This is a genomic window from Acidimicrobiales bacterium (assembly GCA_040219085.1).
Lineage (GTDB): Bacteria > Actinomycetota > Acidimicrobiia > Acidimicrobiales > JAVJTC01 > JAVJTC01.
This window is the reverse complement of sequence record JAVJTC010000003.1, coordinates 24,214-36,873: the sequence shown is the minus strand read 5'-3', so window position 1 is coordinate 36,873 and position 12,660 is coordinate 24,214. Positions and strand designations below refer to the sequence as shown.

Here is a 12,660-nt window from a genome sequence, read left to right as displayed (position 1 = left end):
CGGCCCGTGCCCGAGATCCTCGAGATCGAGTACTACCGTCAGGCGGCGGAGACGCTGGTCGGTCGGACGGTGGCGTCGGTCGAGGTGGACGATGGTTGGGTAAGCGGTGCGGGCCCGGCCGAGGTGCGTGATGTGATGGTGGGTGCCACCGTGAGCGGCGTGGACCGCATCGGCAAGTTGATGCTGGTCGGGCTCGACCCGCGGCCGACGCTGGGGGTGCGCTTCGGGATGACGGGGCGACTCGTCGTCGACGGGGCCGGACCGATCGACAGGCTCGAGTACTCGAGCGGTCGTGACGATCCCGCCTGGGACCGCCTCGTCGTCACGCTGGCCGACGGGGGAGTAGCCCGGGTGAACGACCCGCGCCGCCTCGGCTCGGTGGAGATCGATCCCGACGTCAGTCGACTGGGACCCGATGCGTGGACGCTGGACGCCGACGCTCTCGCCGCGGCGCTCGACAGCGACGTCGCAGTGAAGACCCGTCTCATGGATCAGCGCCGGATCGCCGGGCTCGGCAACCTCCTGGCCGACGAGATCCTCTGGCGGGCCGGGATAGCGCCCAACCGTGCAGCACGGTCGCTCAGCGCGGACGAGGTCGCGCTACTGGACCGGGTCATTCCGCAGGCTCTCGACGAACTCTTCGCGGCGGGAGGGTCGCACATGGGGGCGCTTCAGCCCGTTCGGGACCTCTCGGGTCCCTGCCCGCGGGACGGCGGGGCGCTGCGGCGCGAGACGATCGGCGGTCGGACCGCCGTGTGGTGTCCGGAGCACCAGCATTGAAGGGTGTCACCCGCCCTAGGGTTGCGCAGGTGAATCGGGTCGTGAGGGCTTGTGCGGTGGTGTTCTTCGTCGTCGCCGTGGTGTTCGGGTCGGCGGGGAGCGTCGCAGCGCAGAACAGCGAAACCCCGTCGACGTTCCCGCGGCCCACTGCCGAGCCGACGGTGGAGGGCGGGGGCCCCGACAGCACGGCCGGTGAGTTGAGGGTGGCGCAGATCGGGCTGGTAGCGGTGGCTGTGGTCGGAGCGGCGATGGTCGTCGCGTACTGGCGCTACACGGGTCGTGAGGCGCGGGCCCGCTTCGTGATGGAGGGTCACGAGGTCGAGGTGGAGGCACCGGAGGATGACGATGGCGCCGAATCCGGTCCCGATGCCGACGTCGAGGACGACGCCTTCGAAGACGAGTCGGCCGACCGGTAGCTTGGAGTGATGGATGAAGGACTCGACCTCGACGCGATGATCGAACGCTTCAAGCAGCGGGCCAAGGCCGTGAAACAACGGGACCTGCCTCCCATCGGGGGGCGGGAGCGGGAGCAGTTCATCCGTCAGGCCCAGCTGGACTACATGGACTACGCCCTGATTGCAGACGCCACTGCGACGCTCGAGGACGGACACCTCGTACTGCGCACCGACCTGCGGCCCGCCGAGGAGCAGTCGGAGGGGTGAAGAGCGACGGATCGGCGCTGGCCGCGGTGTTGCGCCGCGTCGACGAGATCAACGCCGCTGACCCCAACACGCTGACGGTCGACGGTGTCGAGCGCCCCAAGGAACTCGTCCATGCGGAGATGATGACCGAGTGGTTGCTGCGGCTCGATCCCGAGGCCGGGACCGAACAGAGAATCGCCGCCCGGGCCCACCACCTACGCCGTTGGGCGCTGCCCCGTTCGGAGTACCCGGAGGGAAGAGCGGGCTACCTGAAGTGGCGGACCGAGTTGTCACGACGCCACGCCGCCGAGGTGACGGCGATCATGGCCGATGAGGGTTTCGGCCCGGAACCGATCGACCGGGTCACCCAGATCGTGCGCAAGCGGGACATCAAGGGTGATCCTGCGGTGCAGACCCACGAGGACGCGCTGTGCCTCGTGTTCCTGTCGACCCAGTTCGAGAAGCTGATAGCGGACCACGGCGAGGACAAGGTGGTCGAGATCGTCGCCAAGACCCTCGCCAAGATGAGCGCCGACGGGATCGCCCATGCGAACGCACTCGATTACACGCCGACCGAGCGGGCCGTGCTGGATCGGGCCGTCGCGAGCATTGCGTGATCTAGCCTGAGGTCTGCAGGTCCACGAGACGAGAACGAGGCACCGGTGGCCGACGACAACGACGAAACCGAGAAGAACTCGCCCGACGCCGCGCCGCCGCCACCCCCTCCGCCTCCGCCTCCACCACCTTCCGAGGCTGCTGTTCCGCCGCCTCCACCGCCTGAGGCTGCCGCGCCTCCGCCGCCTGCGCCTCCAGTGGCCGCTGCTCCGCCGCCGCCTCCGCCTGCGCCTCCTGAGGCCGCGTCGCCTCCGCCTCCGCCTCCGCCTGCTCCGCCTGAGGCTGCCGCGCCTCCGCCTCCGCCTGCTCCGCCTGCTCCGCCTGAGGCCGCCGCACCGCCGCCGCCTCCGCCTGCGCCACCTGGCGCTGCGCCGCCACCACCTGCGCCGGCCGCCTCTGCTGCACCTCCGCCTCCGCCTGGTGCGGCACCTCCGCCTCCTCCGGGTGCTGCATCTCCGCCGCCGCCTGCGCCGGATGGTGCGGCACCTCCGCCTCCTCCGGGTGCTGCGTCGCCGCCTCCGCCTGCGCCTCCTGGTGCTGCGTCGCCGCCTCCGCCTGCGCCACCGGGTGCTGCGTCGCCGCCTCCGCCTGCGCCACCGGGTGCTGCGTCGCCGCCTCCGCCTGCGCCACCGGGTGCTGCGCCGCCACCACCTGCGCCGGCCGAGCCGGCCATGCCTTCGGCCGCGGCCGTCTCGGGCACCCATCCGGATCCCCACGGGATCGGCTCTGCGGTCGCGCGACTTTCCATGCTCACCCGCCGCGCCGGCCGAACTGCCTTCGCGGTCGTCGCCGGCGAGCTCGCCGAAGGGGAGATGGTCGAGGTCGCGGTGCAGTGCAGGTACCTCGGTCACGGTGGCGTCGCCGTTCTCGTCGCAGATCGCATCGTGTTCGCCAACGACCGCGAGTGGGAGCCCGAAGTGATGGCGATGCCCATCGACGCGACCACCACCGTGACCGGCTGGCAGGACGAACGTTCGGCAGCGCTGGTGATCGCCACGGGTGACGTAACGGTCACGATCGACCAGATTCGAGACCGCGAACTGGCTCAGGCGCTGGCCGCGACGGTGCGCGCGAAGGCGGCATCGGCAGGGCAGTAATCGAATCGTCGCTTGCTACACTCGCAGATCCTGCGGATGTAGCTCAGTTGGTAGAGCATCACCTTGCCAAGGTGAGGGTCGCCGGTTCGAGGCCGGTCATCCGCTCCAGTGCGAACTGCAGGTCAGCCGCCCTCCCGGGGGCGGCTGTTCCGCGTCCAGCGCGACCACCTGGCCGCGCTCAGGCCGCGGTGAAGCCGCGGGAGATCCGAGGTAGGCCGCATCGAGCCCGTCGCGCAGCGTCTCGTCGAGCCCCGGGAACAGGTGCCCGCACCGGTCGAACGTGAGCCTGATCGTTGAATGGCCGAGACGCTCCTGGATCGGCTTCGGATGCGCACCCCGCGCGATCGCGAGCGCGGCGGCCGTGTGGCGCAGGTCATGGAACCGCAGACGCTCCCCGATGTCGGCCCGCGCTGTCGCGGGCTGGAAGTGGCGCCGGTACCAGTTCGACCTGCGCAACGGCAGGCCCTCGGCCGACGTGAACACGTACCCGCCGGCCGAGTAGGCACCGACGTGCACGCCGAGTATCTCCGAGAGGAACCGGGGGAGCGCGACAGACCGGGCCTTGCCCGACTTCGGGCTCTGCGTGATCAGACTCGGGTGCCGGCGGGCTTGCATAATCATGCAGTCGGGGAGGGGCCGGTCAGATCCCTGACGGCCTAGGGGCGGTTGACTCGTCCGGGGTCAGTCAATCTATTTGCTGATCGCCGGGAAGCTCGGGGGTTGATGCGTAGACGGTGTGAGGGGCAGGCTCTGCCGCTCTGCTAGTTCGCTATGACGAGTGCCAGGGCCGCACCGGCGAGAAGGGTGAGTCCGGCGGTGCTCAGAACCCACCTACGACGCAGCGACGGGTTGCCTATGGCCAGTAGCAGCACGAAGGACGCTGGAAAGACCAGGAACATGAGCGGCCATATCGCTCCTGAGTCCACAGGGATGCTCCACCCGGGTTCCGGTGGGACGGCGCCGGTAGCCCACAGGTCTGAGCGGACTTTCACCCAACGGAAGGTAGCGGGACCCAGCCCGGGGTCAGGCTGCACATCCGCTTTCTGATATATCGGAGACCGTTAGAAGCGGGGGTTGATGCGGCTCGATCTGCTCGAGGTGTTGATGAGGTCGTCGCCGGGCGACCTCGAGTCGGAGACGCTCACCGAGATGTTGGCGCGGCCGGCGTGGCATGACGGGGCGTCGTGTCGGGGTCGGAGGACGGGGTCGTGGTTTCCGCCGCGGGGCCATCGGCCTGACGAAGCCCGGATCGTCTGCGCAGGCTGCCCGGTCGTCGTCGCGTGCCGTGTGTGGGCGCTCGACCAGGGCCCAGAGTTGGCGGGGGTGTGGGCTGGGCTGTCCGAGAAGGACCGGAACCGGATCAGGAGACGGGCGGCGCAGCGGCGCCTGATGGGCTTGACGTGGAGGGGATCGCCGACCGGCTTGTGTTGAGCGTTCACACTGTGAACTGGGACCTTCGCGGCGTCGCGTGAGCTCTGCGACTACCTTCGAGCGCCGTGAGCGGAAACGGCCACAGCAAGTCAGCGATCAACCGCGCAGGCGACCTGCTGGCTGGGCGGACTGGAGGGACGCCCACGCCGGAAGAGATCCTCGCTGCCTACGAGGTCGTGGACTGGTACCGCGCATCACACACCATCCCCTTGACGACCGCGAACATGGGACTTCGGTCTGTGATGAAGACCGAGGGCTGCAACACCCGCCGAGCTACCCAGCGCCTCAAGCGAATGAACACAATCATCGACAAGCTGCGTCGCTATCCACGGATGGACCTCGCCAGAATGCAAGACATTGCGGGCGCCCGAGCCGTGCTCGAGAGTCTGGACGAGGTGCGCCGCGTCCAGAAGCGCTACATGGCCAACAGCCTCCAGCGGAACGGCAAGGCCGACAAGGTCAAGGACTACGTCACCAACCCAAAGGACACGGGATACCGCTCAATCCACCTCCACACCTCGTATCACCAGGTCCGGATCGAGGTACAGCTCAGGACCCCGCTCCAGCATGAGTGGGCGATCATGATCGAGGTTGCCACCGGAATCACCGGCATCGACCTCAAGAGTGGACTTGGCCCTGACGAGTTGCTGGACGCCTACAGACACGCGGCAGCGGGGATGGCCCTTGAGGAGGTGGGAGTGACGCCCGACGAGAGCTTCATGGCAGAATTCACTAGGCTTACAACGCGAGCCCAGCAATGGCTCATCGCCGATCGGGCATCGCAGGAAGGGACCTCCAGATGACTCGAGATCGGCTCATCCACTACCTGATCGTCTTCGATCACACCAAGGGCGGATTGATCGATCTCGACCACTTCGACGATCGAGACGCAGCCACGGCTGCGTACGCGAAGGCTGAAGCCTCCTACCGCGACATCACGAACATCGAGATCGTGCTCGTCGCATCGGACTCCGAAGAGACGATTCGACGTACCCACGCCAACTACTTCGATGGCGTTTCTCCCTCGTCCTCGCGGTTCATCTTCGAGCTTCCAGCCCGCTGAGAGTGAACGCGGGACGGCCTCCACCCCGCAGAGGTGGAGGACCGCCGGAGGCCGCGGGAAGTCGCGAAACGTCGAATGACAATTCGATGGTATTCGGTTGGTCGAACGTGCAGGTCACAAGCGGTGTTCGGGAGAATCCGCAGGTCAGCGGATCGGGCCCGAGAACCTTGCCAAGGTGAGGGTCGCCGGTTCGAGGCCGGTCATCCGCTCCAGTGCGAACTGCAGGTCAGCCGCCCTCCCGGGGGCGGCTGTTCCGCGTCCGAGGCGCGTCCATCTGGGTCGTTCGAGGCTGCCGCTGGTCGGCCCCTGCACGTCCAATCGGTCTCGGATCGCCCGATGACCATGCAGCGCAATTCGCTCTGACGTTGCTCGTCAGCGGCGGTCGCTGGCCGCCTCCTGCGCCGCTTGGTGGCTCGTCGACGCGCCGGCGCCGGCCTGCTGGCATGCACGATCCGGACGGTCCTCTACTCTCGCGACGTGCATCGAGGGCGGTTGACCGAACCCGTCGTGTCACGGTTGCGCGGGCGGGGTCTCAGGAGGGGAATCGTCCTTACGGCCCGGGCCGTCCTGCGGCCCACGGCAACCGTGCGCATGCTGCGCAGTCACGAACTAGTGCGGGCCCACCCTGATGACATTGCAGCGTTACGTGCGGGGGCGGTCAGGGCCGGCGTTGGCGTCGTAGCTATCGCGGTGTGGGCGTGTCGTTCCCCGCGGCTCGCGCGGATCGCGCTCGTCGCTTTCCCAGCGGGTCTGGCAGCCACCGAATGGTGGTCACGCATCGGGACCCTGCGTCTGCGTGACGCGCCGCCGGGTCGACTGACGGGCTGCCCCGAGATGTCGCTGGATCGTGATTTCGGCATCCGGGAGGCTCAGAGGCGCGGCCCCGTTTTCAGCGTGTCGGGAGGGTTGGCGAGGGACATGGTCTGCGTCCTCGGTCTCGAGCGCGGCCGTCGCCTGCTCGCCGACCACGCCGACGGCCTCGCATCGATGGTGTTCACCAACAACATCCATGTGCCGGGCGGATTCATCCGCACGATGCGGGGCGATCAGCATCGCCACTACCGCAGGGTCCTCGCTCGCGCTCTGAGCGCTCATGTCCTCGGACGCCTCGAGGGCACCCTGGGGTCGCTGTCCGCCGATCTCGTCGCCGAACTGACCAGCGACGGTCACGAGACCAGGCATTCCACCGACGTCTGTGAGCGGGCCCTGCTCGCGGGATGGCTCGAGATCTTCTTCGGGATCGACCGCGATGCGCCGGTCATCGAGGAGCTGATCGCCCGGTTCGAGTCGGTCGACGTCTGGCATCCGCTCGACGGGTCACCTGAGGAGGTCGCCACCTTCGAGTCGATCGACGATTTCATCGTGTCGACCCTTCGTCGCGGTGGCCCCCGCGTGGACCGGTCGTTCATCGCAACGCTGGACGCTGACGGGTTCGATCCGACCGGAGACCCGACGCTGCTGAGGAACCTCGTCATCATGTCCCAGATGACCTCCAAGGACACGGCCGGCCTCATCGGCTGGTGTGTGTGGTTCCTGGCTCACAACCCGCAGTGGGTGAAGCGGGTCCGTGACGATGCCGCCATGCTGGCCGACCCGTCCGGGGTGCCTGCTGCGGCGGGCCTCGTCATCTCCGAGACGCTGCGCCTCGCCCAGAGTGAGTTCGTGTGGCGTGACTGCACCCGTGACGATGTCACGGTGGACGGGTTCTGCATTCCGCGAGGTTGGGTCGTGAGGATCTGCGTCGCCGAGTCCCATCGGGATCCTGCGGTGTTCGACCATCCCGACGAGTTCGACCCGGGCCGCTTCGAAGGGCGGAAGTTCACAGGGGCGGAGTACTCGCCGTTCGGTCTCGATGGCAACTCGTGTCTCGGCGAGGGTCTGGTGCGGCGCTTCGGGGCACGGTTCGTGACCGACCTCTGCGTCGGCTACGACCTCGAGGTGAGCGCGGACGGTCCCGTCGAGTTGAGCCGCTGGCGTCACTGGGCGCCGTCGCGTCGGTTTCGTCTCGCAGCGTTTGGGAAGGGTCAGGTTCGGGTAAGGCAGCCAACATCGGACGCGATCGACAATCGCCAGGAGACACGATCTGGATGAACGACCCGAAACGTAATGACCCGAGAAGCCACCACTCGGACTACACCGTGACCGCCCATGCCGTCGCCGAGCGCCTCGGAGTGACCCGGGCGAAGGTGTTGGAGTGGATCGACTCCGGCCGTTACCCGGGGGCCACCCTCGTCGACGGCATGTGGCACATCCCCGTCAGTGAACTCGTGGCCGACGGTGTGCGCTCGGACCGGAGCCGACCCGCCAACCGCACCCGCGGAGACTTCAGGGCCGATGCCCTCGACGGTGGTGTCAGGTCGGCGCCGACCAAGCGGCAGCTCGCAGCGGTCTGAGCCGGAAGTACGTCCGCGGCGGCGCCACCGCTACGATGACCGGGCCATGTGGTCGAAGGACCACACCGGCGCCGGTGCCCGAGCGGACCAAGGGAGCGGCCTGCAAAGCCGTACAGTCGCGGGTTCAAATCCCGCCCGGCGCTCCATGAGCGACACGCCCCAGGGGCCAGGTTGGTGGCTCGCCTCCGACGGCCGCTGGTACGCGCCCGAACTGCACCCCGATTACCGGAAGCAGCCGGTCGAGAATCCGACACCACCGGCCGGTGAGGGTTGGCCGACGTCGCCGCCGACGGAACAGCCCGCAACCGTCTCCGCCACCGCTGACGGCGGGCACGTCCGAACCACCCGCGACGTCGTCGCCGGTGTGGTCGCCCTGGTCGCTGCGGTGCTGTTGGCCGCTGGGGCTCTTCTGGACTGGGCCGACCGGGTCACGATCCGCAACGTCGGCAGTTCCGAGGTGAGCGGCTTCGACTCCAACGGCATCGGTGTGTTGCTGTGCGCCGGCATTCTCGCAGTCGGTGGCGCAATGACGCTGACCGGCTTCCGCCATGTCTTCGTGCTCGTCAGCATGCTCGCCGCGGCACTGACGGCGACTGCGCTGGTGGGCTTCAGCATGTACGACATCCAGGGTCCCGCGAGTGACCGCCTCGCCGAGGCCGTCGCATCGGTCGCCGGCCTCGACCCCCAGCAGGTGTCCAACGCCGGGGTCGACTTCGACCTGGCGACCGGTATCTGGATGGCTCTCGCCGGGGGAGTGGCCGGCGTTGTCGGATCCCTGCTCCTACGCACGCGTTGACGCCCGAGCCAGCTGGTAACCTCTCTTGCTCCGGGGCCATTAGCTCAGTTGGCTAGAGCACTTGCATGACGCGCAAGGGGTCGGGGGTTCGAATCCCTCATGGCCCACCAAAAGGTTCCCCATCACACCCTCGCGTAGGACTGTGCGACGCTCCCATCGGGGGTCAGCGTGATCCCGCCACCGGGAGCGCCCGGCGGCGGGATCGGGAGCTGTCAGCTCAAGTCGGCGCAGGCGATCTTCGCGCCGCCGCTGCGGTGAATGACGACGGATACGGCCTCGGGCCCGGCCACGGCCCCTACCGTCGTCTTGCCGCTAGCGACCCCGCCGCGGTTGGCGGTGACCGGCCCGGGCCAGATCTCGTCAGCGTTCGGTCCGTCGCCTTCGGGGACGGGGGCTGCGAAGAAGTAGTGCCCGTTGGCGTTGCCCGTGTCGCAGGGTTCGTCGTGCACATGGGAGCCGTATGTGGCCCCGGGCTCGAGGCCTGTGACATGGACAACGACCTTGGTGTCGCCGCTGGAGGTCCGCACCATCTGGGCTCGACCGCTGATTCCGAGCTCGTCTCCCTCGGCGTCGGCGAATGGGGTGAACTCACCTCTGGTGACCTGGGCCCCGCCCGACGCGACAGGGCCGGCGGTTGCCAAGAGCGTCGCTGCGACAACGATGACGGTGGCGGTGCTTCGAAGCGCCCGTGCGGCGAGTCGGCTTCGGTGATTCTGCATCATTCGTCCTCCAAGTTGGGCCGGGCTCGGATCGAGGCCGGCTGGTTCCTTGACTGACAGACGTTCGGATCCCGCCCGCGGGTGACGTCTCTGGACGATCGCCGTGTTGCTCAGCGCCGAGGCCGGGTCCTTCGCTGTGAACGCGGAGGGGGCGGCCGGAGCGCTCGGCGAGCTGCGGCGGTGCCCCCGCGGCGCAAACCTCGAACCGGGCTGATCCGCTTCACCCCTCGCCGATCAGCGTGCGGGAGGGAGCTGCGCGACGAGGCTCTCGAGAATTCCGATGCTGACCGTCATCTTGCGGAAGAACGAAGTCGTATGCGGTATCAGGGTGAATCGTGGATGTGGCATCCACAACTCGCGCAGGCGGGCGTCGAGGTCGATGGCCTGCTGCTGTGACTCGGTGCGGAACCGGTTCTCGCTCTCGAATCCATGGCCTCCGCAGGCAGCCGTCTCGAAGAAGATGACCGCGTCGTAGCGGGCGAGCTCGTCGGGATGGGTCGAGGAGACCGAGGCGAAGAACTCGTCGGCGCCGTCGGGCCAGTACGCGCCGCCGTCGACGGTTCCGCGGTCGCACAGCAGAATCCGATCGGGGTACTGGGCGGCCTGGATGTCTTCGAGGCTGCGCTGGACGTGGTAGATGGCATCCTGGACGCTTCGTTCTGCGTCCGCTCCCGCCGTGCGGGGGAAGCCCCCGGAGAACAGCAGCGTCGCAGCTTCGGGGACGACGATGACGCGGTCGCCGATCTCGCGTCTGAACAGGTCCGCGGCGGTGGTCTTCCCCCCGCCGGGCCCGCCGGTGAGTACCACCCGCAACGGGCTCCTGCCCCGGGAGCGGTCCGGTCGCTGCGGAAGGTCCTCCACCGCCGGCTCACTCGGGTCCGACGCGTCCGCGGTCATTCGGCCCGCGGTCTGATCGGAGAGACGAAGTCCTCGGGTTTCACCGCGATCACCGAGCAGCTGACCTCGTCGAGGACGCGTTCGGCCGTGTTGCCCATGACCATCGCGTTCACTCCCGTGCGGGCCACGGTTCCCATCACCAACAGATTGATCCGGTGCTGCGCCACCGCGGCGGTGATCACCTCAGCGGCCTCGCCCTTCGTCAGATGCACCTGGCACGCCGTCTCTGGAACCGACGACGACGCGACGAGCTCGTCGAGGGCAGCACTGTGCTTGGCCCGTTCCTCGTCGAGAAGCTCATCCAATGCAGCAGGTGGGACGTGCATGAATGCGGAGCTGCGCATGGTGGCCTCGCCGTACAGCTCCCATGCGTGCAGGACGTGGAGTTCGCCGCCGTGCAGGTCGACCATCGATGTCGCGAGCTCGAGAATCGTCCGGTTGAGCTCGGCCTCGCTCGGATCGGGATTCACCGCGGCGAGGACGCGTTGAGTCCGAGCACGGGTCGGCCGGATCACCCAGACAGGACACGGGCACTTCCTCAATAGTTGGCGAACCGCCGCCCGGCCACCGCGATCGTCATCGTTCGTCACGACGACCAGGTCTTGGCCCTCGCCCAGCACCTCCTCGATGACGCGCAGGGCGGGATCGCCGACGCCGACGCGGGTGAGCGCCCCGGGCGGGGCGTGTTCCACCCAACGACCGAGTGCCTTGTCGAGACGGGACCGTTCGGCCTCCACCGCTTCGTCGAGCATCGCCGAGTTCTGCAGGAGGCGCTGTAACCGGGACGGCTCAGCAACCACACCGAGCAGGGTCAGGGTCGCGCCGTTCCCGGCAGCGAGCTCACCGACGCGTCGAATCGCTGCCGGATTGCCATGCTCCGAGAGCGGGCTGAACAAGATGTTCTTGAATCGATACATGGCCAGAGGGGGTCGGCGGAAGGGGCGGACGTGTCACTGTCGAAACCAGCGTAAGCGCCACCGGAGCCGCAAGGTACGGTCCAAAGTCGTCACGCCCGGGCTCCGCCCTGCCTTCTCCGCCGGCTGTCTTAGCATCGGCATGTGGCATCGATTCGCCGACGACTTCTCGTTTCCGGACGCGTGCAGGGTGTCTGGTTCCGGGCCTCGTGTCGTGAACAGGCCGCCGCCGCCGGCGTGTCGGGGTGGGCCCACAACCTCGCCGACGGCCGCGTCGAGGTGGTCCTCGAAGGCGACCGCGATGCCGTCGCGCACGTCGAGGCCTGGTGCCATCACGGCCCGGACCATGCAGTCGTCACCGACGTCGCCGCGATCGACGAGCAACCGGAGGGCCTCACCACCTTTGTGACGAGGTGACTCGGTCTCCCGGTCGGCGAGGTGCACCCGTGGACCACGCGGCCGGTCGTGCCGTGCCGAAACCCGCCCCGAGGCCATCTGATGCCTGCGCCGCCGCGACGACTGCTCCGGGCTGCAGAGGCTGCTAGAAACGAGGGCATGATCTTCGCTGCGGTCGGTGACGACCTCTACAACGTCGTTCTTGCGCTCCACGTCGTGTCGTTCGTGGTCGCCTTCGCCCCGGTCATCGCTCATCCAGTGATGAACATCCAGTCGCGTTCGGCGTCGCCCGAGGCCCGGACAGCGATTCTCAATTTCATCGCCCAGAACGGCCGGCGCATCTATGCGCCCGCCCTCATCGTCACCGGTGGACTCGGCATCTTGCTGATACTCCTGTCCGACGACGCGTGGGAGTTCAGCCAGGGATGGGTGAGTGCATCGTTCGCCGTCTGGATCGCAATGAACGGGATCCTGCACGCCGTCCTGCTGCCTGCAGAGCGCAAACTCGCCGATGGTGATGCGTCGGCCGAGAAGCGGGTCGAGATCGCAGGCATGGTGCTCACCGCGCTCTTCCTCGTCATGATCGTCCTCATGATCTGGAAGCCGGGCGTCTAGCCGTCTTCCCCGCGCCACTCGACGTGGCTGCTGCGGTGGAGACGGTCGACGCATGGCTCGGTGCTCCGTGGGGGGTGGTTCTCGAACCCGGGGTCGGCCATTCCCGCCTTGCGCGGTCACTCCTCCCGGGCGTCGGGTCGGGCGGCAATCTGGTCAATGACGCCCACCTCGCCGCCCTCGCGCTCGAGCACCGCTGCACGCTCGTCTCCTACGACAGGGACTTCGCGAGGTTCGAGGGCTTGAGCTGGACCACCCCGGGCGGCGCTAGGGGCTGACGCGACAGCGCCGCGTCTCCCGTCCCGG

19 protein-coding genes and 3 tRNA genes are annotated in these 12,660 nt (G+C 68.1%); 16 read left to right on the top strand and 6 right to left on the bottom strand.

Features of this window, described 5'->3' with window-relative positions:
• Window positions 1-6: 6 nt before the first annotated feature.
• The 4 genes from RIE08_01020 to RIE08_01005 are packed head-to-tail and all read left to right on the top strand — an operon-like array spanning window position 7 to window position 2,038.
• On the top strand, window positions 7-780 hold the full coding sequence (locus tag RIE08_01020) for a DNA-formamidopyrimidine glycosylase family protein (GenBank protein ID MEQ8716165.1): 774 nt from the start codon (window positions 7-9) through the stop codon (window positions 778-780).
• Between the two features lie 29 nt (window positions 781-809).
• The gene (locus tag RIE08_01015; protein MEQ8716164.1) at window positions 810-1,196 is read left to right on the top strand and encodes a hypothetical protein; all 387 of its coding nucleotides are present in this window, start codon (window positions 810-812) and stop codon (window positions 1,194-1,196) included.
• A 9-nt stretch (window positions 1,197-1,205) separates the two neighbouring features.
• Complete coding sequence (locus tag RIE08_01010) at window positions 1,206-1,442, top strand: hypothetical protein (protein ID MEQ8716163.1); 237 nt, start codon at window positions 1,206-1,208, stop codon at window positions 1,440-1,442.
• On the top strand, window positions 1,439-2,038 hold the full coding sequence (locus RIE08_01005; GenBank protein MEQ8716162.1) for a DUF4202 domain-containing protein: 600 nt from the start codon (window positions 1,439-1,441) through the stop codon (window positions 2,036-2,038). Before RIE08_01010 ends, RIE08_01005 begins: the two co-directional genes overlap by 4 nt.
• 1 nt (window position 2,039) lies before the next feature.
• On the opposite strand, the gene RIE08_01000 is transcribed toward RIE08_01005, so the two are convergent.
• Window positions 2,040-2,684, bottom strand: a complete 645-nt coding sequence (locus RIE08_01000; GenBank protein MEQ8716161.1) for a hypothetical protein — start codon at window positions 2,682-2,684, stop codon at window positions 2,040-2,042.
• A 23-nt stretch (window positions 2,685-2,707) separates the two neighbouring features.
• Between RIE08_01000 and RIE08_00995 the strand changes: the two genes are divergently transcribed.
• Window positions 2,708-3,133 (top strand): hypothetical protein, encoded by a 426-nt coding sequence (locus RIE08_00995; protein ID MEQ8716160.1) that lies wholly within the window; start codon window positions 2,708-2,710, stop codon window positions 3,131-3,133.
• 32 nt (window positions 3,134-3,165) lie between these two features.
• A tRNA-Gly gene (locus tag RIE08_00990) sits at window positions 3,166-3,241 on the top strand.
• Here the strand turns inward: RIE08_00990 and RIE08_00985 are convergent.
• Both RIE08_00985 and RIE08_00980 read right to left on the bottom strand, forming a co-directional pair.
• The gene (locus RIE08_00985; GenBank protein MEQ8716159.1) at window positions 3,230-3,754 is read right to left on the bottom strand and encodes a tyrosine-type recombinase/integrase; all 525 of its coding nucleotides are present in this window, start codon (window positions 3,752-3,754) and stop codon (window positions 3,230-3,232) included. The genes RIE08_00990 and RIE08_00985 overlap by 12 nt on opposite strands.
• Window positions 3,755-3,894: 140 nt before the next feature.
• Entirely contained in the window at window positions 3,895-4,125 is a 231-nt protein-coding gene (locus tag RIE08_00980) for a hypothetical protein (protein ID MEQ8716158.1), read from the bottom strand.
• A gap of 504 nt (window positions 4,126-4,629) precedes the next feature.
• On the opposite strand from RIE08_00980, the gene RIE08_00975 reads away from it, so the two are divergent.
• The 7 genes from RIE08_00975 to RIE08_00945 all read left to right on the top strand — a co-directional run bounded on the left by RIE08_00975 (window position 4,630) and on the right by RIE08_00945 (window position 8,926).
• Window positions 4,630-5,367 (top strand): RelA/SpoT domain-containing protein, encoded by a 738-nt coding sequence (locus tag RIE08_00975; GenBank protein ID MEQ8716157.1) that lies wholly within the window; start codon window positions 4,630-4,632, stop codon window positions 5,365-5,367.
• Complete coding sequence (locus RIE08_00970) at window positions 5,364-5,627, top strand: hypothetical protein (GenBank protein ID MEQ8716156.1); 264 nt, start codon at window positions 5,364-5,366, stop codon at window positions 5,625-5,627. Before RIE08_00975 ends, RIE08_00970 begins: the two co-directional genes overlap by 4 nt.
• A gap of 477 nt (window positions 5,628-6,104) precedes the next feature.
• Window positions 6,105-7,718 carry a cytochrome P450 gene (locus tag RIE08_00965; protein ID MEQ8716155.1) on the top strand — a complete coding sequence of 538 codons (1,614 nt, stop codon included), beginning with the start codon at window positions 6,105-6,107 and terminating at the stop codon, window positions 7,716-7,718.
• A complete protein-coding gene (locus tag RIE08_00960) occupies window positions 7,715-8,020 on the top strand; it encodes a hypothetical protein (GenBank protein ID MEQ8716154.1) in 306 nt (101 codons plus the stop codon). Before RIE08_00965 ends, RIE08_00960 begins: the two co-directional genes overlap by 4 nt.
• 68 nt (window positions 8,021-8,088) lie before the next feature.
• A tRNA-Cys gene (locus tag RIE08_00955) sits at window positions 8,089-8,166 on the top strand.
• Window positions 8,166-8,816: a hypothetical protein gene (locus tag RIE08_00950; protein ID MEQ8716153.1), complete on the top strand. Its 651-nt coding sequence runs from the start codon at window positions 8,166-8,168 to the stop codon at window positions 8,814-8,816. Before RIE08_00955 ends, RIE08_00950 begins: the two co-directional genes overlap by 1 nt.
• Window positions 8,817-8,849: 33 nt before the next feature.
• A tRNA-Val gene (locus RIE08_00945) sits at window positions 8,850-8,926 on the top strand.
• A 102-nt stretch (window positions 8,927-9,028) separates the two neighbouring features.
• Here RIE08_00945 and RIE08_00940 read toward each other — a convergent pair.
• The 3 genes from RIE08_00940 to RIE08_00930 all read right to left on the bottom strand — a co-directional run bounded on the left by RIE08_00940 (window position 9,029) and on the right by RIE08_00930 (window position 11,349).
• Window positions 9,029-9,535 carry a hypothetical protein gene (locus tag RIE08_00940; GenBank protein ID MEQ8716152.1) on the bottom strand — a complete coding sequence of 169 codons (507 nt, stop codon included), beginning with the start codon at window positions 9,533-9,535 and terminating at the stop codon, window positions 9,029-9,031.
• 234 nt (window positions 9,536-9,769) lie between these two features.
• Window positions 9,770-10,432 (bottom strand): AAA family ATPase, encoded by a 663-nt coding sequence (locus RIE08_00935; protein ID MEQ8716151.1) that lies wholly within the window; start codon window positions 10,430-10,432, stop codon window positions 9,770-9,772.
• Window positions 10,429-11,349: a universal stress protein gene (locus RIE08_00930; GenBank protein MEQ8716150.1), complete on the bottom strand. Its 921-nt coding sequence runs from the start codon at window positions 11,347-11,349 to the stop codon at window positions 10,429-10,431. The genes RIE08_00935 and RIE08_00930 overlap by 4 nt, the downstream gene beginning before the upstream one ends.
• 141 nt (window positions 11,350-11,490) lie before the next feature.
• Between RIE08_00930 and RIE08_00925 the strand changes: the two genes are divergently transcribed.
• The 3 genes from RIE08_00925 (at window position 11,491) to RIE08_00915 (ending at window position 12,632) form a co-directional block, all read left to right on the top strand.
• Window positions 11,491-11,763, top strand: a complete 273-nt coding sequence (locus RIE08_00925; GenBank protein MEQ8716149.1) for an acylphosphatase — start codon at window positions 11,491-11,493, stop codon at window positions 11,761-11,763.
• A 138-nt stretch (window positions 11,764-11,901) separates the two neighbouring features.
• Complete coding sequence (locus tag RIE08_00920; protein MEQ8716148.1) at window positions 11,902-12,357, top strand: DUF2269 family protein; 456 nt, start codon at window positions 11,902-11,904, stop codon at window positions 12,355-12,357.
• The gene (locus tag RIE08_00915; GenBank protein MEQ8716147.1) at window positions 12,339-12,632 is read left to right on the top strand and encodes a PIN domain-containing protein; all 294 of its coding nucleotides are present in this window, start codon (window positions 12,339-12,341) and stop codon (window positions 12,630-12,632) included. Before RIE08_00920 ends, RIE08_00915 begins: the two co-directional genes overlap by 19 nt.
• Window positions 12,633-12,660 lie beyond the last annotated feature (28 nt).